A 20,688-nucleotide genomic window follows, 5' to 3' on the forward strand; every position below is an offset into this window, starting at 1 on the left:
CGGACAAGAGTTGCTGGGTCCCGGGCAAGAGCTACCGGCGAAAGTATGCCGCGCTTGGCGCCGGCGCCCGGGCGAGGACGGCGTGCGTCGGGCTCAGGGGCAGTAGACGCTGACTTCAGCCTCGGCTTTGGCCCGTTCGACGAGAATTTCCTCGTCGGTCAGGAAGCGCTTGTCGCCATTGGTGTCGCGGATCTCCACCCTGGCTCCGCTGGTGAGCGCGTCCAGGTTGGTCTGCGCGCGGGTGCACAACTCGGGGTTTTTCTTGCTGCGACTGGCCGCGGCCTCGTCCACGCTGGTGAATTCGTTGCCGACGCGCGGCTTGACCTCGGCGGGTACCGCGCCTTCATCGGCATCCACCACGCGCTTGAGGGTGGAGCCGGTGCGGCTCACTTCGTAATCGATGCCGGGCGGTGGCGGGCGGTCGCTGTGCACCTCGTTGCCGCGCTCGTTGATCCAGCGATAGTAAACTTCTTCGCCGTGGGCCAGCGGCACCAGCGCGCTGCACGCGTACAGTGCGGCGGCGCCCAGGACCAGGTGCCATTTAGCTGATACCATCATAGTTCCTCGAGATTGTTCGTCGCGTGGCCGCTGGCTTGCCCCGGCGGTGGTCACTCGCAATGGGCCTCGATCACGTCGAGTGCCTGTTGACGCTGCTGTGCGCGCTCCTCGTCCGTGATGTAGCGCATCTCGCCATCGTCGCCCTTGACGCGTATCCGCGCCGCCGTGTCGATGACCTCCAGGTTGGCCCTGGCGGCCTTGCAGTACTCGGGGTTCTTCTCGTGGATGGCGCTCTTGGAGGAGGCCGCTGCCGACTTGCGTGATGCGGTCCCGCTGTCGACCGACACGCTGCTCTCCGCCTTGTCGGCCTTCTCCGCTTCAACGTTGTGAACCAGGTTGGAGCGCGTGGAAATGGTCTCGAACTCCTCGCCGCCGGGCGGCGGACGGTCGCTGACCACCAGGTTGCCGTTGGCGTCTTTCCAGCGATACAGGTTGCCGGCAGCCAGTGCCTGGACGCCGGCGACACAAAGCACCGCTACCAACACTGTCCTTGCCATTGCTGAGTTCACGCTATAAACCCCTAATTTTTATAGGAATCCCGAGTATATGCGGATTGCCAGGGGGAGCAAACCAGAAGCTGTCGAAAAGTGGTGATAGGTCACGTTTCCGCAATGCCCCCGGTTGACTTTCCCGCCGTCGGGGCCTAGATTGCGCGGGTCTTGCAAGTGGCAACGGCTAACGTCGAGTACCCTCGGCCGCTGGCCCACTGTGCTGATCCGATTATTCGGTACAGCTGCCTGTGAGTCCCGTAGTCAACCGGCACCGCATCGGTACGGTTGATGGCCAGACACTGCGCTACCCCGCAGGGCGACCGATACACGGGTTCGTGATCGATAATCCCTGGAGGAGTGTCCCTTCCGGGACAGGTCGCGACGTGTGCAGGTCGACAAGGGGGTGGCGTGGCCAGTCGGGTACCGGTTCCAGGTATCCGTTCTCGCTTCGTCCACACAACGACTGAAATATGCCGGCGAGGGTTACGCGCTGCGCATTTTCGACAGGAGTATTGCTGTGGATCTTTTATCCGGCGGTGAAATGATTGCCCGCGCCCTGGAAGACGAGGGCGTTGATTATATTTTCGGTTACCCAGGCGGCGCTGTACTGCACATCTACGATGCGCTGTTCAAGGACTGCAAGGTGCCGCACATCCTGGTGCGCCACGAGCAGGCGGCCACCCACGCGGCGGATGCCTACGCCCGCGCCACCGGCAAGCCCGGCGTGGTGCTGGTGACCTCCGGCCCCGGCGCGACCAACGCGATTACCGGCATCGCCACCGCCTACATGGATTCCATTCCCATGGTCGTGCTCTCCGGCCAGGTCATGAGCCACCTGATCGGCCAGGATGCGTTCCAGGAGACCGACATGGTCGGCATCTCCCGTCCCGTGGTGAAGCACAGCTTCATGATCAAGAGCGCGGAGGAAATTCCCGCGACCATTAAGAAAGCGTTTTACATCGCCGCCACCGGCCGCCCCGGCCCGGTGGTCATCGATATTCCCAAGGACTGCACGCGCCCGGACGAAAAGTTCGAGTACCACTACCCGGACGCGGTGAAGATGCGCTCCTACTCACCCGCCCAGCGCGGCCACACCGGGCAGATCAAGAAGGCGGCACGCCTGCTGCTGGGCGCCAAGCGCCCGGTGATCTACGCCGGCGGCGGCGTGGTGCAGGGCGAGGGCAGCGAACTGCTCACCCAACTGGCGCGCACGCTCAACTACCCGGTGACCAACACCCTGATGGGACTCGGCGCCTTCCCCGGTACCGACCGCCAGTTCCTCGGTATGCTCGGCATGCACGGCTTCTACGAAGCCAACATGGCCATGCACCATTCGGACGTGATTCTCGCGGTCGGTGCACGTTTCGACGACCGGGTGACCAACACCGTGTCCAAGTTCTGCCCCGGGGCCAAGATCATTCACGTCGATGTCGATCCGGCCTCCATCTCCAAGACCGTACAGGCGGACATTCCCATCGTCGGCCCGGTGGACTCGGTGCTCACCGAATTGCTGGCGCAGCTCGATGACCTGCGCGACAAGGACGCGGGCCTGCCCGACGCCATGGCGCTGGAGCGCTGGTGGACGCAGATCGACGAATGGCGCGGCGCCCACGGCCTGCTCACCGGCCGTCGCTACGGCCAGAGTGAGCAGATCATGCCGCAGCAGGTGATCGAGAGCCTGTACCGCGCCACCGGTGGCAACGCCTACGTGACTTCGGACGTTGGCCAGCACCAGATGTTTGCCGCCCAGTACTACCGCTTCGACCAGCCGCGCCGCTGGATCAATTCCGGGGGCCTCGGCACCATGGGCTTCGGCCTGCCCGCGGCGATCGGCGTCAAGCTCGCGTTCCCGGATGCCGACGTGGCCTGCGTCACCGGCGAGGGCAGTATCCAGATGAACATCCAGGAGCTGTCCACCTGCAAGCAGTACGACACCCCGGTGAAAATCATCAACCTGCGCAACAACTACCTCGGCATGGTCAAGCAGTGGCAGGACATGCAGTACGAGGGACGCTATTCCGGCAGCACCTACGAGGACTCCCTGCCGGACTTCGTCAAGCTGATGGAGGCCTACGGCCACGTCGGCATGCAGGTGACGAAACTGGAAGATCTCGACGCGGCGATGGACGAGGCGTTCGCGCTGAAGGACCGCACCGTATTTCTCGATGTCCTGGTCGATCGCAGGGAGCACGTGTACCCGATGCACATTGCCCCCAACGGCTCCATGAAGGACATGTGGCTGAGCAAGAACGAGAGGACCTGAGCATGCGCCGGATTATTTCTATCCTGCTGGAAAACGAGCCGGGCGCGCTGTCCCGGGTGGTCGGCCTGTTCTCCCAGCGCGGCTACAACATCGAGACCCTGAACGTGGCGCCCACCGACGACCCGACCCTGTCGCGGCTGACGCTGACCACCAAGGGCGACGACCTGCATATCGAGCAGATCACCAAGCAGCTGAACAAGCTGGTGGACGTGGTCAAGCTGGTGGATCTCACCGACGGCGCGCACATCGAGCGCGACCTGATGCTGATCAAGGTGCGTGCGGTGGGTGCCGCCCGTGACGAGGTCAAGCGCACCACGGATATCTTCCGCGGGCAGATCGTCGACGTGGGCCCGACCGTGTTCACCATCCAGCTGGTGGGCACCTCGGACAAGCTCGATGCCTTTGTTGCGGCGATGACCGACGTGGACATCCTCGAGGTCGTGCGCTCCGGCGTAGCCGGCATCTCCCGCGGCGAGAAAGTCCTCAGCCTGTAGGCGGCAAACCGTCGAGCAGTTCCAGCGGCTGCGATGCGGCCCGCAGCCCCGGCTCCGGCCAGGGCGCGGGTCCGCTCGCAGTGAGTTGCAGCAGCCTCAGGCGCAGCGCCTGTCCCGGCGCCAGCATCACGTTGAGCGCCAGGCGCAGGTCATCGCGCGGCCGCAGCAGGCAATAGGCGGAGGTGTCCGGCTCTTCACCCAGCCGGCTGATGCCGCCCTCGTCGCAACTGAATCCCACGCTTTCCAGCAGCGGCGGCAGCGCCAGGCCGCGGCACTTCACGTGTGCCTCCTTGAGCGTCCACAGGTCGTAGAACAGGGCTTCGCAGGCCGCCCCTGGCTGCGCCTGTTCCAGGGCCGCGATCTCCCCCGGGTGATAAAAGCGCCGCGCCAGGCGCAGGACATCCCGCGCCCGCTGCTTCTGCTCCAGGTCCACGCCCAGCGGTACGCCGGCGCTGACCGCGAAGGCCAGCCAGTCGCCGCTGTCACTGAGATTGAACTCGAGCGGTACGGCCGGGTTGGCGATGACCGGTTTGCCCCAGGGGCCGCGCTCGAAGCGCCATGCCTGTGGCGGCAGCGCTGCGTAGCGACTGAGCAAATCGCGGCGCAGCTTGTCTGAGTCCTCCCGGGTATGCCGCGGGCAGAGCCAGACATGCACCTCGCCGGCTTCCAGCGCTGGGTAGCAGCTGGTGGCGGTGGCGGTGGGGGAGTCGTTGGCAGGCATGGACGAGGTGCGGTAAAAGGGCACCCGGACACTAGGGCATGGCCGGGCAAAGTGCAACGTTCTGTGCTATTTTGGGCCCCGCTAAAGGATGCAACTAATTGAAAACTATGGGATTGAAGCTCTGTGGTTCTGCGCTCGCCCGGTGGCTTGCCGGCGCGGCGTTAGCTTTTGTTTGCAGCGCCGGCGCCAGCGCGCAGGCGCTGCCCACGTGGCAGGAACTGGTCTTCGAACAAAGCCGCTACGGCTTCACTGCGCGCTCGTCGCTGGCCCTGCAGGCCGACCCGCAGCGCGAATGCACCTGGCTGTTGCACGTCGAGAGCTCGGTCGCCAGCAACCGGGAGCGGGTGGAGTTGACCCTGCGCGCGGATTCCGCCGCCCTGCTGGAGCGCCAGCGCTTCAGTGCCGGCCGCAACCAGCGCCTGAAACAGCACGTGTTCAGCGACGGGAAAATCCTGCGTGAACGCCGCGAACCGGGCGCCGACGCCGCCGCCAGGCCGGCGGACTGGCCCCTGAGCAGCGCCCGCGACATCGCCTACCCGGCGGCGCTGGCGTCCAGGGACGTGACCGACAGCTACGCGCTGCTCCTGCTCGCCACACGCCTGGCCGCGGGTGAAAGCAGCACCGCCACGGTGCTCACCGATTTCAACTTTTACCAGGTGACGCTGCAGGCCACCCCCGGGCCGGAACTTGCGGTGGACTACAGCGAACAACCCGGCGGCGAGACCCGCCGCGGCAAGCGCGCCACCCTGGCGGTGGCCCTGCAGGTCTCCGCGCTGGGCGAGCCGGAAGAGGCGCGGGACTTCAGCCTGCTCGGCCTGGAGGACGAGATCATCATCTATGTGGATGCCGAAAACGGGCTGCCGCTGCGGCTCACCGGACAGGCCCCACGTGTTGGCAGCGCAGGTATCGACCTGCGCCAGGTGACCTCGCGGACGTCCGGACAGTGAATGGTGACGCGCCCGTCGTCGGCGTGATCAGCAATCCCGCCAGCGGACACAACCGTGACCAGTTCCCGGCGATTCGCGCCCGGCTCGAGCGCGACGGTCGGGTCCAGCACATCGTTACCAGTAGCCCGGACGAGATCGAACCCGCGCTGCGCGAACTGGCCTCCCGGGAGATCGACGTGCTGGCCATCAACGGCGGCGACGGTACCTGCTCCGCGGTGCTCGGTACCCTGCTCGAGACAATGCCTTTTGCCCGCCTGCCCCTGATCGCCGTGCTCCCCGGCGGCACCGCCAACATGAACGCCGGCGATATCGGTATTCGCGGCTCCCTGGCCCGCGCCGCGGCGCGGTTCAGCGACTGGTGCGCGGGCGACCAGCGCGGCGAGGAGCGGGTGCAGCGCGCCCTGATGCGACTCGACTGCGGCGATGGCAGCGCGGTGCGTTACGGCATGTTCCTCGGCGCCGGCGTGATCATCCAGGGCACCGACTACGCCCACCGCGAGTTGCACGCGCGCGGCCTGCGCGATGATTTCAGCCTGGCGCTGGGTACCGCGCGTACTGCCTGGGGCGTATTGCGCAACGACCCGGCCTTCCGCCAGCCCGTGGCCGTCGACCTGGCCCTGGCGGACGAACCGGCCCGGCACTTCGACACGCTCATCCTGGCGGTGAGCACGCTGCAGCGGCTGGCCTTCGGCATGCGCCCATTCTGGGGGACGGATAGCGGCCACCTCGGCGTCACCCTGATCGAGGGGCGCTGCACGCGCTTCGCCACCACCTTCCTCTCCATCCTGCGCGGTCGCGCCAACCGCAATGCCGTGCCGGGTGAGGGTTACCACAGCTGGCGCACTGATTCCCTCGCGCTGCAGCTGGCGGGCAAGCTGAACCTCGACGGCGAGATTATCGAACCGGGCGGCGCAGTGACGCTTAGCGCCAGCCGGCCGCTGGAGTTCCTGCGGCTGTGAGTGCCTATCCCCATGTCGATGGCCCGGACCCGGCGGCGGACCCGCTGTTCGGGGCAATGCTGGATGCGCTGCGCGCGCGCCACAACGATGCCATCGGCAGTATCTTGCTGTACGGCTCCTGCCTGCGTTCGGGCGACCTGTACGACGGCCTGCTCGATCTCTACCTGGTGTGCGACAGCTATAGCTCGGCCTACGACAGCCGCCTGACCGCCGCGGCCAACTGGATGCTGCCGCCCAATGTCTTTTATGCCGAGCAGCGCGGCGAAGGCGGCGTCCTGCGCGCCAAGGTCACGGTGATCTCGGCGCGGGACTTCCGTCGCGGCTGTTCCACCGCCTGGTTCGAATCCTACATCTGGGGACGTTTTGCCCAGCCCACCCGGGTCGTGTTCAGTCGCGACGCCCGGGCGCGTGAGACGGTGGAGCAGTGCCTGCTGCAGGCCTCGCGCACCCTGTTGCACAACGCCCTGCCGGCGCTGCCCGCCGAGGGCGACCTGGCGGGTCTGTGGGAGCGCGCGCTGGCCCTCAGTTACGGCACGGAATTGCGCACCGAACGCGCCGGGCGAGCGACTGAACTGGCGCAGGCAGCGCGTGAATTTTATGCGCAGCTGAGCCGTCAACATGCGGATTCGCTTGGTTTTCCGTTTGTGGTGTATGATTCTGACGGCACGCCTGCCTACCGCTGCGAGGTCGGAGGGCTGCGCCGCCGCATCTCGCGTTTGGCTTGGTGGCTGCGCAAGGCCCAGGGAAAGCTTCTGTCGGTGTTGCGCCTGCTCAAGGCGCTGTTCACATTCGAAGGGGGGTTGGACTATATCGCATGGAAACTGGAGCGGCACTCGGGCGAGGAGATCACCATTCCTGATCGAGTGAGGCGGGCGCCGTTGATTTTCCTGTGGGGGTTCTTCTGGGATCTCTACCGCCGCGGTATTTTCAAATAAGTGAGAACCATGACCGCCGCCTCCGCCATCAACCTGTCCCGTATTGCGATCTGCGTCTGCACCCACGATCGCTCGGGCGCCCTGGACACGCTGCTCTGCGCGCTGCGCGACATCGAGCTGGCGGCGCTGGACCCCGACCAGGTGGAACTGGTGGTCGTCGACAACCGGCCCAACCCCGAGACCCGCGCCCAGTGCCAGGCCGCCGCCCGCGAGCTGCCCATCGGCCTGTTCTACGCCGAGGAACCGCAACCGGGCCTGACCTACGCCCGCAACCGCGCGGTGAGTGTCGCCCTGGAGCGCGGCGCCGAGTTCGTCGCCTTCATCGACGACGACGACATGCCGCGCCCGGACTGGCTGCTGCGCCTGCTCGAGCGCCAGGCCGCCACCGGCGCCGACCTGGTGTTCGGCACCTGGGTGCTCGACGAGAACATGCCTTCCTGGGCGCGCGAGTCGGGTATCTTCCGCTCCCCGGGCAAACACAAGAGCGACAACAAGAAGCTGCGCCGCTACGGCCTGCCGGACTTCGCCTCGGGCTGCAACATGCTGGCCACCCGCGGCATCCTCGAGCGGGTGTCCGCCGCCGGGCCGGTGTTCGACCACGCCTTTTGCTTCATCGGCGGCGAGGACAAGGACTTCTTCATCCGCGCCCAGGAGATGGGCGCCAAGCTGGCTTCAGCCAACGACTCGGTGATCAACCGCAACCACGAGGCGGAGCGCTACACGATTCGCGGCCTGTTCCGCCGCGGCTTCAAGAACGGCTGCTCGCGGGTCAACATGGCCGGCTCCCACGGCGATCGCCAGCGCCGCCTGCGGCTCGTCGCCACCGCCCTGGGCAAGTTGAGCATCTCCCTGATTATCCTTCCGTTTTCAATCTTCTCCCGGGGTGTGTTCATGCACCACCTGTACCGCGTGGCGAAGTCCAGCGGCGTTCTCTACAGCAGCGTGACCGGGCGCGGCATCAACTATTACTGCGGCTGAAAACCTTGTCCTGTATCAAGCCGCCGCCCACCCCGGCAAGTGGCAATAGAGGGGCTATTTCTTTATAGTGGCAGCCTGAGTCCAAGCCTTGCTGCCATGCCATGAAAGCCTGCGTTTTTATCCAGACCAACCACAAGCAGATCACCGGTGCGATCGTCGCCCGCTACGCCCTGCGCCGCTACTCCAGCAACAACGACAAGTTCGATGTGAAGATCCTCGACAGCCGGGATTTTCCGTTCTTTGCCGCGCACGAGGGCCAGGAGTACCTGCGCGACGGGGTCAAGCGCGTGTGGCTCAACGACGACCTGCAGTCGTTCACGCCCACCCGTTTCATGCCGCCGCAGATGATGGACTACGAGGGGCGCGCGGTGGTCATCGACCCGGATATTTTCGCCGCCGCTGACGTCTGGGAACTGCTCAACCGCGACATGCAGGGCAAGGCCATCATGTGCCGCATGCGCTCCGGCCCGAAGGGCCTGGTGGACAAGTGCATGGCCAGCTCCGTGATGTTGCTCGACTGCGCCAAGCTCACCCACTGGGACGCACAGAAAAAATTCGAGGCAATGTTCGAATTCACCCAGGACTACCAGCCCTGGATCTGCCTCAAGGAGGAAGACCGCGACAGCATCGGCTTCTTCGAATCGGAGTGGAACGATTTCGACAAGTTCTCGCTCGAGACCAAGATGCTGCACACCACCCGCCGTCGCACGCAGCCCTGGAAAACCGGCCTGCCCACCGACTGGCGCCCCTCCGAGCGCTTCCGCCTGTTCCCGCCGGCGGCCTGGGTACTGCGCGCACGGCGCAAGCTGTTCGGCGAGTACGCCTTCCTCGGCAACTACAAGCAGCACCCTGACCGCAACCAGGAGTGGTTCTTCTTCGGCCTGCTCAAGGAGTGCCTGGCCAATGGCGAGATCACCGAGGAGTTCCTGCGCGCGGAAATGGCGCAGAACCATGTGCGTCACGACGCCCTGGAAGTACTCGCACAAACCCCCGACCTGCCCCCCGCGCCGCAGCACCCGCTGAGCGCGATCGACAAGGCCGCCTGAGGGACAGTGCCCGGCGCGTCAGCCGGGCGCTTGCCTGTCGCCTTGCGGGAACTGCCCGCCGGCGTGCGCCGGCCGCTGCTGGTACTTGCTCCAGCTGGCCATCACCAGTGCCACCGGCAGCCAGAAGAACAGCCATATCTCCTTCGGCTGCACCAGCAGGCGGTCGAAGTCCATGCTGATGCAGGTCGCCCCGTAGACCAGTAGCGCCAGGTAGAGCTTCTGCCCGTAGTCGCGGCGCAGGCGCCAGGCCCACAGCGCCGCCAGGCCGAGCATCGCCAGGAGCAATGCCAGGCCGACCAAGCCGCCATCGCGCACGGTGGCGAGGTAGCTGTCGTGGGCGTGGTTGAACACCTTGCCATAGGCCGGCACGGCGGTGTCCGCGAGGTAACCGCGGCCGAACCAGGGGTGCTCGGTAGCATCCTCGATCACCCGCTGCCAGATGCCGGGCCGGTAGGAAAACGTCAGCACGCGCTCCTTCCACAACATGGCGTTGGAGGCCAGCAGGGCCCAACTGGCCACACCCGCCAGCGCGATCAGGCCCAGGGCGCGCCAGCCCGCCAGCACCAGCAGGCCCGCGCACACGGCCATCAATGCTGTGCGCGACTGGGTGAACAGCACCAGGGCGAGCAGCACGGCGGCCAGTGCAGCGCACAGCACGCGCTCGCGGCGCTCCTGTGCACCCAGGAGGCAGTACAGGGCGTAGATGAAGCACAGGCCGTAGACGCTGCCGCCCTCGTTAGGGTCGTGCATCACGCCCAGCGGCTCCAGGCGCGATGCGGGGAAGGGATGACCGGCGTACCAGATCACGATAGAGACAGTGGCCGCGGCTGCGGCGAGCCACAGGGTCCAGCGCTGCAGGCGGCCGATGCGCACCGGGTAGCGTACCCAGAGATAGCCACTGAGCGCGACGAAACTGAGGACGCTGACCCCGTGCAGCAGTACCTCGAGCGCGCCGGCCGCGGTCAACCCGCTCGACCAGGCGAGGCTGGCGAGCATGTAGCCGGCGTAGAGCAGAACCAGGTGCGCCAGGCGGTTTCCGCGCAGGAATGCCAGCAGCTCTGGCGCCAGCAGGCAACTCGCGGGCAGGACCAGGAAATAGTAGAGGCGGCGGTGGCCGGCGGCCATCGGCAGCAGGAAGTAGCCGGCGATAAACGCCCCGTAGAGATACAGCATGCCGCCATCGAGCAGGTAGTTCCGGAGTCTGTTTATTATTGTCATGGGTCTCGATGGGTGCCGCTCGATTGCTGGCGCCAAAATAGCATAATCGCAGCCCGCTAGCAGTGGCCCGGCGTCAGGGCTGCCCCAGTTTTTCCCGCAGCAAGGCCTGTACCGCGTGGGTGGCGCGTTGCAGGTCGGCGTCGGCGACCACTGGCGCGCGGGAGGGCGCCGCGTGCTGCAGGTCCAGCGCGGCGCCTTCGAGCAGGTCTTCGCGCAACCAGCGCGCCCGGCCATCTGCCACCAGGGCGGACTGGATGTTGCCCACATCGCGGCGCATGCGCGCCGGTCCCCAGGCCATGGCCAGGCGATGGCTGAGCGGTTTGTAGCGATAATTGTGGCGCAGGCGCCACCAGGGTGTGTCGCCGTCGCCGGGGTCGAAGATAAATACCGGGCGCCCCATGGCCGTGGCCTCGCCGAGCATGGACATCGATTCGCCGGTGACCACAAAGGCGTCGGCCTGCGCCAGCATCCCGCGGTAGGGGTTATCACCGGGGTCGCCCCAGCGGTAACTGAAATGGGCTTTATCCAGCGCCGCACGCAGGGCGTCGCTGGCGGCGCGCGGTGTGCGCGGGCTGTCGGCGACCAGCAGGGCGCCGCCGCTGCGCTGGGCCAGGGTGTCCGCCAGCCGGCCCAGGCGCGCGCCCTTGTCGGCGGTAAGCACGAAGCGGCCGCTGTCGCCGCCGACCAGCAGCGCAATCCACGGCCGCGGCAGGTCGCGCAGCCGCGCGCGCAAGGCCTCGCCCTCGGGGCGCAATTGCTCGCGGGCGAGATCGTGCAGGGGCAGCTGGTTGTGCACGATATTGTCCTGGCGCGGCAGGAAATACTGCGGGGTAGTGATGATCAGGTCCCAGGCATCCAGTGGCGCCCAGGGCCGGCCGAAGTGGACTAGGGCGCTGTGCCCGCCGGACTGGGCGCGAATCCACTGTGCCACCGGTTCGTTGCGCCGCCCGGCGCTGAGGACGAGGTCCGGCCAGGGTGCCTGCAGTGTGCTGGAAGCGGCGCGGTCGATACCGGCGAGTGTGGCGCCGCTGCCGAGGTGGACGAACAGTTCCCAGGGCTGGGCGAGGATGTGCTTTTCCTCGTAGCCCCAGCCCAGTGCGCGGGCGAGAGCCAGGACCTGCGTATTGTCCCCGGCCTTGCGGCCCAGCAGGCACCAGACCCTGGCGGTGTTTCCCTGCACGTAAACCCCTTGCTTATGGTAATACCCGCAATTCAAGTGGGCGGGTGGCTGCGCTACACTACCGCACAACTGGCCCGTGGGAAAATGCCCGTGAAACCGACGGTTTTCATTCACACCAATCACAAGCAGAAACTCGGCGCGATCATCAGCCGCTACTCCATGCGCAGGAACTCCGCCCACGCCGACGAGTTCGACGTGCGCTTCATCGAGGTCAAGGATCACCCGTGTATGCTCGAGCGCGAGGGGCAGTCCTACCTGCGCGACGGCGAGCTGCGTCCCTGGGTCAACAACGACCTGCAGTCCTTTACCCCGCTGCGTTTTGCGCCCCCGGGCCTGATGGGTTACCAGGGCAGGGCGGTGGTGGTAGACCCGGATGTTTTCGCCCAGGGCGATGTCTGGGACCTGCTGAGCCGTGACATGGGCGGCGCCGCCGTCATGTGCCGGCCGAAATCCGGCCGCAAGGGCCGCAAGGGTGCCTGGGCCAGCAGCGTGATGCTGCTCGATTGCGCAAAACTGCAGCACTGGCGCTTCGAGGAAGACTTCGCCGCGATGTTCGTGCCGCCCGGCGGCGGCAAGCCCCAGCGCGACTACATGGACTGGATCTCACTGAAGCTCGAGAACCCGGCTGACATCGGCGTGATCGAAAACGAATGGAACGACTTCGATCACCTGACGCCGGATACAAAACTGCTACACAACACCAAACGCTACACCCAGCCCTGGAAAACCGGCCTGAAAATCGATTTCCGCCCCGCGGACACCTTCCAGTTGTTCCCGCCCCGGCACTGGCTGCGCCGCGCGCGCCGCGCGCTGTTCGGCGATTACAAGTTTGCCGGCACCTACAAGTCGCACCCGGATCCGGCGCAGGAAAAATTCTTCTTCGAGCTGGTGCAGGGCTGCCTGGAGGCGGGCGAGATTACCCGCGCGCAACTGGAGGATGAAATCGAGCAGGGCCACCTGCGCGAGGATGCCCTGCAGCTGGTCAGCGCCTGAGCGCTAGCGGTAGTCGTACAGCGGGTCGAGGGTTTCCGCCAGCTGGCGGTCGATGCGCTCCACTTCCTCGTCGGTGAAGTAGTCGCGGTAGCCACCGACCTTGGCCCGGCGCACCTTGTAGCTGTCCGGGTTGTCCTTGTCCCGCGGCATCATGCGCCCGCCGGCCAGCCGAAAGGTCGACTGGCTTTCCATTTTCTTCATGTTCTCGTAGGAGGAGTACTCCACCGCCGCGTCGATCTCGGCGTCGCTGGCTTCCACCTGCATGAACGCCAGCAGTTCCACCAGTTTGTCGCGGGTGTGGGCGCGCAGGTCCTCGTAGCGCAGCAGGTGGAAGTCGCGCACCTTGCCCGACTCCCGCGCCCACAGGTTCAGGTAGTCGGCCACCGCGTGCATGCTGCCGCCGTTGTCACCGGTGACGAAGTCGAACAGGCTGATCTCGGAGCCGCGCGGCGGGTAGTTGTTGATCGCCACCTTGGAGGGCTTGATGCGGAACTTCCACTGGAAGAACTGGGAGACCGCGACATCGCGCGGGTCGCGCGCCAGCAGCACCACGCGCTTGTCGTAGAACGGCTGCTTGGTCTCGAAGTCGCCGGTGAAGTCCTTGATGTAGTTGTCGTGGGTAAAGAAGATCTTCGGCACGCCCGGCGCCAGGTTGTGGAAGTTGTCGAAGCTGAGGATGGCGTTGTCCGGCAGCCCGTGCTTGACCCGGAACAGGTGCGAGATCATCACCCGCAGCCAGGTGCGCCCGCTCTTGCCGAAGGACACGACCACGATATCCGCATTGCGCAGCTTGTCGTACTGCTCCACGCCGCGCAGCTTGCGCTCCTCGGCGAGAATCTCCGCCTCCGGGCGGCCGCGCATTTTGAAGTGCAGCCAGCGCCGCGAGAGCTTCTTGCGCAGGGTCTGGGCGCCCTGGCGCAGGGTCTGCAGGGCCATTTTCATGCTGCGTCACCGCCGTAGCCGAAGATCGGGTCGAGTTCGCCGACCAGTGCCTCCAGTTGTGCGCACTGTTCGTCGGTGAAGTAGTCGCGGTAGCCGCCGACCTTGGCCTTGCGCACCTTGTAGGACTGCGGGTTGTCCTTGTCGCCGGGCTTGACCCGCGCGCCGCTGCCCTTGAAGAACTTGTCCTGTTCCATTTTTTTCATGTTGTCGTAGGCGGCGAACTCCACCGCCTCGCGCACCTGCGCGTCGCTGGCGGGGGTGCCGGTAAAGGCGAGAATCTGCGCCAGCACCGCGCCGGGGTCGGCGCGCATGTCTTCATAGCGCACCACCAGCACGTCCTTCAGTTCCGGGATGGCGCGCGCCCAGCCATTGAAGTAGTCGACGATGCGCGGCACGCCGGCGTCCTTGTCCAACACGAAGTCCCACACGCCGATGTCGGCGCCATGGGGCGGGTAGTCGTTGATGAACTTCTTGTTCGGGCGCATGCGGAACTGCCACTGGAAGAACTGCGATACTGCGACATCGCGCGGGTCGCGCACCAGCAGTACGATGCGCTTGCCCTTGAAGTGCTCCTTGGATTCCCAGTTGCCGGTGTAGTTGCGCAGGTAGTTGTTGTGGGTGAAGAACACCGCCGGCAGCTGCGGGGCGCGCGCCTTGAGGTTGTCGAAATCCAGCAACTCGCGCTCGTCCAGCCCGCCTATCAGCTGGTAGGCGCGCGAGAGCATGACGCGCAGCCAGGTGCGCCCGGACTTGCCCCAGCTCATCAGCACCCAGTCGGCGCGCTGCAGTTTCTTGTATTCCTCCCGGCCGCGCAGCCAGCGCTCCAGCCGCTTGCGGCGTTCGGCAGGCAGCCAGAAACAGAGCGCCATGATCAGGATGCGCATTGCGGCCCGTGCCTTGTCGGCCATGTCTGGGAAGGTCCTCGGTGGGTATTCCGGAAAGGCCGCGAATATACCGTAATTGGCGCTGCCCCGCATCCCGCCGGACTGGCGAATAATTGCACTATTCACATCCGCGAGGGTCAATCCTGCCCTTGCCCCGCCCTCCGGGGGCGCCCTAAAATGCGCCCATGTCGCTGACCAACCTCAATGCCCTGCGCGCTGCGCAACTGCAGACCGACCCCTTCGACTTCCTCGTCGTGCCTGGTTTCATCGGTCCCGAGGCCCTGTCGCGCATCAACGCAGCCTACCCGGCGATCGACTCCGCCGCCAACCACGCGCTGGAAAACCTCAGCTACGGCGAGGCGTTTGCCAGCCTGATGGACGAGGTCGCCGAGCCGGCCTTCGTCGAAGCGCTGGGCGAGAAGTTCGACATGGACCTCACGGGCATGCCGACGACGATCACGGTGCGCAAGTTCTGCGAGCGCACGGATGGCAACATCCACACGGATCACAAGAGCAAGGTGATCACGGTGCTGCTCTACTTCAACGAGGACTGGCCCCACGAAGACGGCCAGCTGCGCATGCTGCGCTCGCCCTCGGATATCGAGGACTACGCGGCCCAGGTGCCGCCGTTGGGTGGCACGATGCTCGCCTTCCGCCGCACGGGCCATTCCTGGCACGGGCATACGCGCTTTGTCGGCGAACGCCGCATGGTGCAGATCAACTTCCTCGACCAGAGCCCGATCGCGGTGGCCGCGCAGCGGATCAGCCGGTTTGGCACGCACTTCATGAAGAACGTGCTGGGGATGCGCTAGGCGCTTCTCTTCTCGGGTTCCTCCCGGGCTTTTCTCCTCTTGTTGTTTGCGACCTGTGGCGTTTTTGGTGCCGGGTCAGTTCGCGCTCCTTTGGCTCGTTCTCGTGCTGTGGGTGATGTACGGCATCTGCGCGCCGGCCTGCACCGCGAGGCACCCCGGCGAACGGGCGCAAGATTTCCCGCGGGCATGGGCTGCTGCGGAACTCGACCAAAAATCGCTGCGCGATTTTTTGGGACCCGGACAGTCCTCGCAGAAAGCCCCCATGCCCGCGGGAAATCTTAGGCCGCGCCCTGATTGTTCGCCGGGGTGCCTCGCGGCGCAGACCTCGGTCGGGGTGAGGCTGAGATTGGATAGTCGCAGCAGCGTCTTGCGGCGCAGGCCTTTGTCTGGTCCACGCTGAGCCGGGAAAGTCGCGAGTTAAGTTGAACATGCGAGGCTTGGGACGACAGGAGACCCAAGTCGGGGGCATTTCCATAGGCCGAGGCGCACCGACTCCAACGCCCAGTGAAACCCGTGTCGCCGGTCTTCTGTTCGCTCCGGGATACTCCCGTCAATCCCGGGAAGTGCGGTCCAAACGGAACCAGAACCCGCTGACGATGAATCCCCCAGCCGCACCGAAAAGAGGGCGCTGCCGCCAGGCGGGGGGCGAAACAGTCAGGTCGCGTTTAGCGGAGCAGGCGGGCGCGGGGTTGTCCGCGAGCACTGTCCGAGTCCCAAAAAAATCGCGCAGCGATTTTTGGTCGAGTTGCGCAGCGGCCGCGTCCGCCTGCGGAGCTGCGACCGTTTCGCCCCCCGCCTGGCGGCAGCGACCGGGAACCATGTGCCCACACGGCTCAGGACAACGACCGGGAACCATGTGCCCACAGGGAGCGGCTCAGAACAGCGACTCGATCCGCCTGACCACCGCCCCGACATCATCGGGCAACTCACCCTCAGGCTGTCGAAAAGGCTGCCCCGCCCACACCGCCAGCCCGCGCTCCACCAGCATGCGATGAAACGCCCGGAAATCCCGCGTCGCCGAGAGAATCTTGAAGTAGTCCAGGTGGTAGACCAGGCGCCCCAGGCCCAGACGCAGGCGATCGCCGGCGGATTCGCGGCGCGGGTTGAACAGCCAGTGGGCCAGCGAGCGGCGGCCCTGGTCCAGGGTGCCCAGCCAGCCGCCCGGGAGCGGGAAGATGGCCAGCGGTTTGCGCAGGTAGATGACCTCCACCATCATCGAGATACTGTCCGCCGTGACGATAAAGCCATCGGCGCTGCCCAGCAGGGCGCGGTAGGGGTTTTCCGTGGCGTCGGCGGACCATTCGAAGTACACCGCCTCTGGCGGCAGTTCCGCGCGTAGTACCTCGAGGACCTCCGGCGTGGTGCGCCGGCTGGTGGTGATGTAGGGCGTGCCGCCCAGGGTGTCTACCACCCAGCGCGCCTTGGCGGCCAGGTCGCGGGCCACCTGTCGGTTCATGATGAACGGGTTGGTTTCGCCGCCGACCAGGATGGCGATCAGCGGTTTCGGCAGCGGCGCGAAGCGCTGCGCCCAGGCTGCGGCTTCGCTGGCCACGTCCTCGGGCTTGATGCGCATCAGGGGCAGGGTGGTGGGCAGGAAGCTGGGCAGCGGCGGCATCTGGTTTTCCGCGCTGGCGATGATCAGGTCGAATTCGCCCATGTGGCCCGAGGGCTTGCCCACCAGGGCGATTTTCGTGTGGCCGCCGGACTGCTCGCGCACCCACAGCGCCGCCATCGAGGGGCGGCGACCGACGGTGATGATGAGGTCGGGCCAGGGGGCCTGCAGCGGGTCGCTGCGCTCGAGGTCGAGGTGCTCCAGGCAGGGGCGGTAGCGGGGCTTGCCCAGCACCCACTCGGGTTTCATCTGCAGGAACTTGTTTTCGACCGGCCAGTCCAGCGCCTCGACGATGGTTTCCACCTGCCCGTTGTCGCCCCGCTTGTCGCTGAGCAGGACCCAGGTGCGCGGCGCCATATCAGGCCTCGGTGGTGTCCTGGCAGTAGCCGAGTTCCGGCGCGATGTTATCGCGTACCAGGGCTTCCAGTTCGGCGACCTGTTGCGGCTCGAAGTCCTCGCGGTAGCCGCCGACCTTGCCGCGGCGCACCTTGTAGGTGGAGGGGTCGTCGGCGTTGACCAGCTTCATGCCGCCCTGGGAGAACGTGCCCGCGGTCTCCAGCTTCTGCAGGTTCTCGAAGGAGCCCCATTCCACTGCCGCGCGCACCTCTTCCTCGGTGAAGCGCTCGCCCATCAGCTGGGTGACGCGCAACAGGGTCGGCACGGGATTGGCGCGCAGGTCCTCGTACTTGATCAGCAGGCCGTTTTCCAGGTCAGCCACGGCCCGCGCCCAGTGGTTTTCGTACTCGATCAGGCTGGGCAGGCCGATGTCCGAATGGCGCACGAACTCCCACATTTCCACGGTGCGGCGGTCGATGGGGTGGTCGATGGAGTGGTTGATCAGCTCCTGCTTGGCGCGCGACTGGCGCTTGGTGAACTGGTGGTACCAGGACACCGCGATATCGATCGGGTTGCGGGCGAGGAACAGCACCGGCTTGTGGCGCAGCGGGTTGTCCGGTGCGCCGGGGGAGAGCAGCTTGCCCACCTCGCCCTCGTAGCTGTAGTGGCCGTTGGTGGCGGCCAGGCGCGGGATTTCCGGGTACTTGCGCGAGAACTCGTCGGTGTTGATCAACTTCGATTCGGGCAGGTCGTAGCGCAGCTGGTAGAGACGCGAAATCATGGCTTTGAGCCAGGTATTGCCGCTCTTCGGGTGGCCGATGATGATCAGCCCCGCCTTGTGCGCCTTGGCCAGCTCCAGCTGGGCCAGGTAGCGACGGCGCAGCGACACCCGCAGGCTCGCGGGGAGGGGCTGCGTGGGTGCCAGAATCAGCGCCTTCTTGACGCCGTCGCTGAGGTTGAACATGGGGGGCTCCGCGGGTGGGGGGGCTGAAAAGCGGGCAATTATCGGACAAAGCGCCGCAAATAACCAGACGAGTGGGGCTTGGGGTACAATGCCTCCCGCACTCCCCGGGAAGCGCCGACAACTTGATCATCGATCGCTACGTAAGCCAGGAAATAAGCCGGCCGCTGTTCGCCGGCCTGGCCCTGCTCATCCTGATTTTTGTCGCCTGGTCCGCCGCCCGCTACCTCGGCCTCGCGGCGGATGGACAGCTCTCGATGTTCGCCGCGTTCAAGCTGGTGGGGCTCAATACCCTGGTCGCGTTGGAGATCCTGCTGCCCTCGGCGCTGTTCTTCTCCGTGCTGGCGGCGATGGGCCGGCTGTACAAGGAGGCGGAGATGCATTCCTTCTACGCTGCCGGCGTGGGGCGCATGCGCTTCCTGGAGTCGGTGCTCAAGTACGCCCTGGTGGTCGCGCTGCTCACCGGGTTTATTTCGATCATCGCCCGTCCCTGGGCCTATCGCACCAGTTATGAACTGGAGGCGCGCGCCGCGGCGCACTACGACCTGAAGAAAATGGCCGCCGGGGAATTCGTGGAACTGGCGGGCAGCGACTACGTGTTCTACGCCGGCGGCGTCGATGTGGACAACGGCGAGCACCGCGACGTGTTCCTGTTCAAGCGCCACCGCAAGCATCGCCGCGCCGAGTTGCTGGTTGCCAGGCGCGCCACGCTGCCCGCCCTCAACCCGGACGAGCCGCTGGCGGCGCATTTTCAGGAGGGCTACAACTATCTGCTGGACGAGGCCCGGCGCCGCGACCTGATCACCCGCTTTGGCGATCTCGAGGTGCGCCTGAAGCGCAGCAGCGAACAGGAAAAATACCGGCGCAAGGCGGAGACCACCGCGGCCCTGTCCCAGTCCAGCGACCCCAAGGATATCGCCGAATTCCAGTGGCGCATCACCACGCCCCTGGCCACGGTGCTGCTGGGCCTGATGGCCGTGCCGCTGGCGCACTCCGCGCCGCGCGCATCGCGCATTCGCAACGTGTTCGGCGCGCTGGTGGTGTACATCGCCCTGTTCGCCATGACCAGCGTGATGCGCACCGGCATCGAACAGGGCACCCTGGGCGCCATGCCCGGTCTGTGGCTGGCCTATGTGCTTGAGGCAGTGTTGCTGCTGTTCCTGGTGCGCAAACCGGGGATCTTCAGTCGATGATCCTGCGCCGCTATATCGCCCGCCGCCTGGTGCTGGGCTGGTTGCTGGCACTGGCAGTGCTGGCCCCGGTGTTCGGCGTGATCAGCTTCATCCAGGAACTGGAGCGTACGCAGCTGGACTACGATGCCCTCGCGGTGGCCCGCTATTCCCTGATGACGCTGCCGCAGCAGATGCTCACCCTGGCGCCGGTCATCGCGCTGCTGGGCACCATGGCGGCGCTGTCCGGCCTCTATCGCAGCCACGAACTGACCGTCATGAGTTGCGCCGGCTACCCGCGCAGCCAACTGGTGGAGGCGATCCTGCGCCCCACCATACTGTTGATGCTGCTGCTCTGGCTGGCCATGGAGACGGCGGTACCCAGCCTGCAGCTGGCCGCCGAGGAACAGCGGCACAACCTGCGTTACGGCAACCAGGTGAAAATCTCCGAGGGCGGCATCTGGGCGATCGATGGCCGCCGCTACACGCGACTGGGCAGGATTACCCGGGGCGGCGAGCCGGGGGATATCGACATTTTTGAGTTTGATGAAGATGGCCAGTTGCTCAGTGCGGTACACGGCCGCACCGCCAGCGTACTGCCCAAGCGACGCTGGTTGCTGCACGGGGTGCGCGAAAAGCGCCTGGTAGACGGCGACCTGGTCACCCGGCGGCGCAAGGAGATGACCGTGGAGAATCTCTGGGCGCAGGACGAGCTGCCCACGCTGTCGCTACCGCTGGAGACCATGCGCCTGTCGGTGCTCCACGGGTATGCCGATTACCTGGAACAGAGCGGTCGTCCCGCACAGCGCTATGTCTCCCTGTTCTGGGAGAAGCTGCTGATGCCGCTGAAAGTGCTGGCGATGGTGCTGCTGGCGACCCCCCTGAGCGCGAACAGCGGCAGCGGTCGCGAGCGCAGCGTCGGGGTCAAGCTCGGCATTGGCGCCCTGGTCGGCATCCTGTTTTTCCTGGTTGCGCAGATCATCCATGCCCTCGGGCAGTTGCTGGGGCTGGTGCCGGCGGTCACCGCGCTGTTACCCTCGGTGCTGGTTTTTATCTGCGCCCTGATGCTGCTGCAGCGCCTGCGCTGGTGAGCGGCGTGAACCGAATAATCGCCACCCGCGCCACGGTTGCGGCCCAGTCCCGAGGCCAGTACCGAGGCCAGTGCCGGGACAAGTACCCAGGAGTTTTC

The 20,688-nt window shown here is 65.9% G+C and carries 20 protein-coding genes; 11 read left to right on the plus strand and 9 right to left on the minus strand.

The features are described from left to right. Positions 1-93: 93 nt before the first annotated feature. Positions 94-555, minus strand: coding sequence for a DUF4124 domain-containing protein (locus E4634_RS18225; protein ID WP_240725242.1), 462 nt, complete (start codon positions 553-555; stop codon positions 94-96). 53 nt (positions 556-608) lie between these two features. After that, complete coding sequence (locus E4634_RS18230) at positions 609-1,055, minus strand: DUF4124 domain-containing protein (protein WP_135446095.1); 447 nt, start codon at positions 1,053-1,055, stop codon at positions 609-611. A 511-nt stretch (positions 1,056-1,566) separates the two neighbouring features. Between E4634_RS18230 and E4634_RS18235 the strand changes: the two genes are divergently transcribed. Further along, positions 1,567-3,312 (plus strand): acetolactate synthase 3 large subunit, encoded by a 1,746-nt coding sequence (locus E4634_RS18235; RefSeq protein ID WP_135446096.1) that lies wholly within the window; start codon positions 1,567-1,569, stop codon positions 3,310-3,312. A gap of 2 nt (positions 3,313-3,314) precedes the next feature. Next, positions 3,315-3,806: an acetolactate synthase small subunit gene (gene ilvN / locus E4634_RS18240; RefSeq protein WP_135446097.1), complete on the plus strand. Its 492-nt coding sequence runs from the start codon at positions 3,315-3,317 to the stop codon at positions 3,804-3,806. Here ilvN and E4634_RS18245 read toward each other — a convergent pair. Further along, entirely contained in the window at positions 3,796-4,527 is a 732-nt protein-coding gene (locus E4634_RS18245) for a 4'-phosphopantetheinyl transferase family protein (RefSeq protein ID WP_135446098.1), read from the minus strand. The genes ilvN and E4634_RS18245 overlap by 11 nt on opposite strands. A gap of 98 nt (positions 4,528-4,625) precedes the next feature. On the opposite strand from E4634_RS18245, the gene E4634_RS18250 reads away from it, so the two are divergent. The 5 genes from E4634_RS18250 (at position 4,626) to E4634_RS18270 (ending at position 9,392) form a co-directional block, all read left to right on the plus strand. Continuing rightward, positions 4,626-5,474, plus strand: a complete 849-nt coding sequence (locus E4634_RS18250) for a hypothetical protein (protein ID WP_135446099.1) — start codon at positions 4,626-4,628, stop codon at positions 5,472-5,474. Further along, positions 5,471-6,433, plus strand: coding sequence for a diacylglycerol/lipid kinase family protein (locus E4634_RS18255; protein WP_135446100.1), 963 nt, complete (start codon positions 5,471-5,473; stop codon positions 6,431-6,433). Before E4634_RS18250 ends, E4634_RS18255 begins: the two co-directional genes overlap by 4 nt. 56 nt (positions 6,434-6,489) lie before the next feature. Further along, on the plus strand, positions 6,490-7,368 hold the full coding sequence (locus E4634_RS18260) for a hypothetical protein (protein WP_135446101.1): 879 nt from the start codon (positions 6,490-6,492) through the stop codon (positions 7,366-7,368). Positions 7,369-7,377: 9 nt separating this feature from the next. Beyond that, positions 7,378-8,346: a glycosyltransferase family 2 protein gene (locus E4634_RS18265; RefSeq protein WP_135446102.1), complete on the plus strand. Its 969-nt coding sequence runs from the start codon at positions 7,378-7,380 to the stop codon at positions 8,344-8,346. 101 nt (positions 8,347-8,447) lie between these two features. Beyond that, complete coding sequence (locus E4634_RS18270) at positions 8,448-9,392, plus strand: hypothetical protein (RefSeq protein WP_135446103.1); 945 nt, start codon at positions 8,448-8,450, stop codon at positions 9,390-9,392. Between the two features lie 18 nt (positions 9,393-9,410). On the opposite strand, the gene E4634_RS18275 is transcribed toward E4634_RS18270, so the two are convergent. Together E4634_RS18275 and E4634_RS18280 are read right to left on the minus strand one after the other, a co-directional pair. Next, positions 9,411-10,610: an O-antigen ligase family protein gene (locus E4634_RS18275; protein WP_167854975.1), complete on the minus strand. Its 1,200-nt coding sequence runs from the start codon at positions 10,608-10,610 to the stop codon at positions 9,411-9,413. 73 nt (positions 10,611-10,683) lie between these two features. Further along, a complete protein-coding gene (locus E4634_RS18280; protein ID WP_167854976.1) occupies positions 10,684-11,790 on the minus strand; it encodes a mitochondrial fission ELM1 family protein in 1,107 nt (368 codons plus the stop codon). A 90-nt stretch (positions 11,791-11,880) separates the two neighbouring features. Here E4634_RS18280 and E4634_RS18285 point away from each other — a divergent pair, with 90 nt between their 5' ends. Beyond that, positions 11,881-12,783, plus strand: a complete 903-nt coding sequence (locus tag E4634_RS18285; protein WP_135446106.1) for a hypothetical protein — start codon at positions 11,881-11,883, stop codon at positions 12,781-12,783. Between the two features lie 3 nt (positions 12,784-12,786). Here the strand turns inward: E4634_RS18285 and E4634_RS18290 are convergent, their stop codons facing one another. Further along, positions 12,787-13,725 carry a sulfotransferase domain-containing protein gene (locus tag E4634_RS18290; RefSeq protein ID WP_135446107.1) on the minus strand — a complete coding sequence of 313 codons (939 nt, stop codon included), beginning with the start codon at positions 13,723-13,725 and terminating at the stop codon, positions 12,787-12,789. Beyond that, positions 13,722-14,633, minus strand: a complete 912-nt coding sequence (locus E4634_RS18295; RefSeq protein ID WP_135446108.1) for a sulfotransferase domain-containing protein — start codon at positions 14,631-14,633, stop codon at positions 13,722-13,724. Before E4634_RS18295 ends, E4634_RS18290 begins: the two co-directional genes overlap by 4 nt. Before the next feature lie 161 nt (positions 14,634-14,794). On the opposite strand from E4634_RS18295, the gene E4634_RS18300 reads away from it, so the two are divergent. Beyond that, entirely contained in the window at positions 14,795-15,421 is a 627-nt protein-coding gene (locus E4634_RS18300; protein WP_135446109.1) for a 2OG-Fe(II) oxygenase, read from the plus strand. An 874-nt stretch (positions 15,422-16,295) separates the two neighbouring features. On the opposite strand, the gene E4634_RS18305 is transcribed toward E4634_RS18300, so the two are convergent. Then, on the minus strand, positions 16,296-17,390 hold the full coding sequence (locus E4634_RS18305) for a mitochondrial fission ELM1 family protein (RefSeq protein ID WP_135446110.1): 1,095 nt from the start codon (positions 17,388-17,390) through the stop codon (positions 16,296-16,298). Between the two features lies 1 nt (position 17,391). Beyond that, positions 17,392-18,333 carry a sulfotransferase domain-containing protein gene (locus tag E4634_RS18310; RefSeq protein WP_135446111.1) on the minus strand — a complete coding sequence of 314 codons (942 nt, stop codon included), beginning with the start codon at positions 18,331-18,333 and terminating at the stop codon, positions 17,392-17,394. Positions 18,334-18,455: 122 nt separating this feature from the next. Between E4634_RS18310 and lptF the strand changes: the two genes are divergently transcribed. Both lptF and lptG read left to right on the plus strand, forming a co-directional pair. After that, on the plus strand, positions 18,456-19,523 hold the full coding sequence (gene lptF, locus E4634_RS18315; RefSeq protein WP_167854977.1) for an LPS export ABC transporter permease LptF: 1,068 nt from the start codon (positions 18,456-18,458) through the stop codon (positions 19,521-19,523). Then, entirely contained in the window at positions 19,520-20,590 is a 1,071-nt protein-coding gene (lptG, locus tag E4634_RS18320; RefSeq protein ID WP_135446113.1) for an LPS export ABC transporter permease LptG, read from the plus strand. The genes lptF and lptG overlap by 4 nt, the downstream gene beginning before the upstream one ends. Positions 20,591-20,688 lie beyond the last annotated feature (98 nt).

Source organism: Mangrovimicrobium sediminis (assembly GCF_004745945.1).
Lineage (GTDB): Bacteria > Pseudomonadota > Gammaproteobacteria > Pseudomonadales > Halieaceae > Mangrovimicrobium > Mangrovimicrobium sediminis.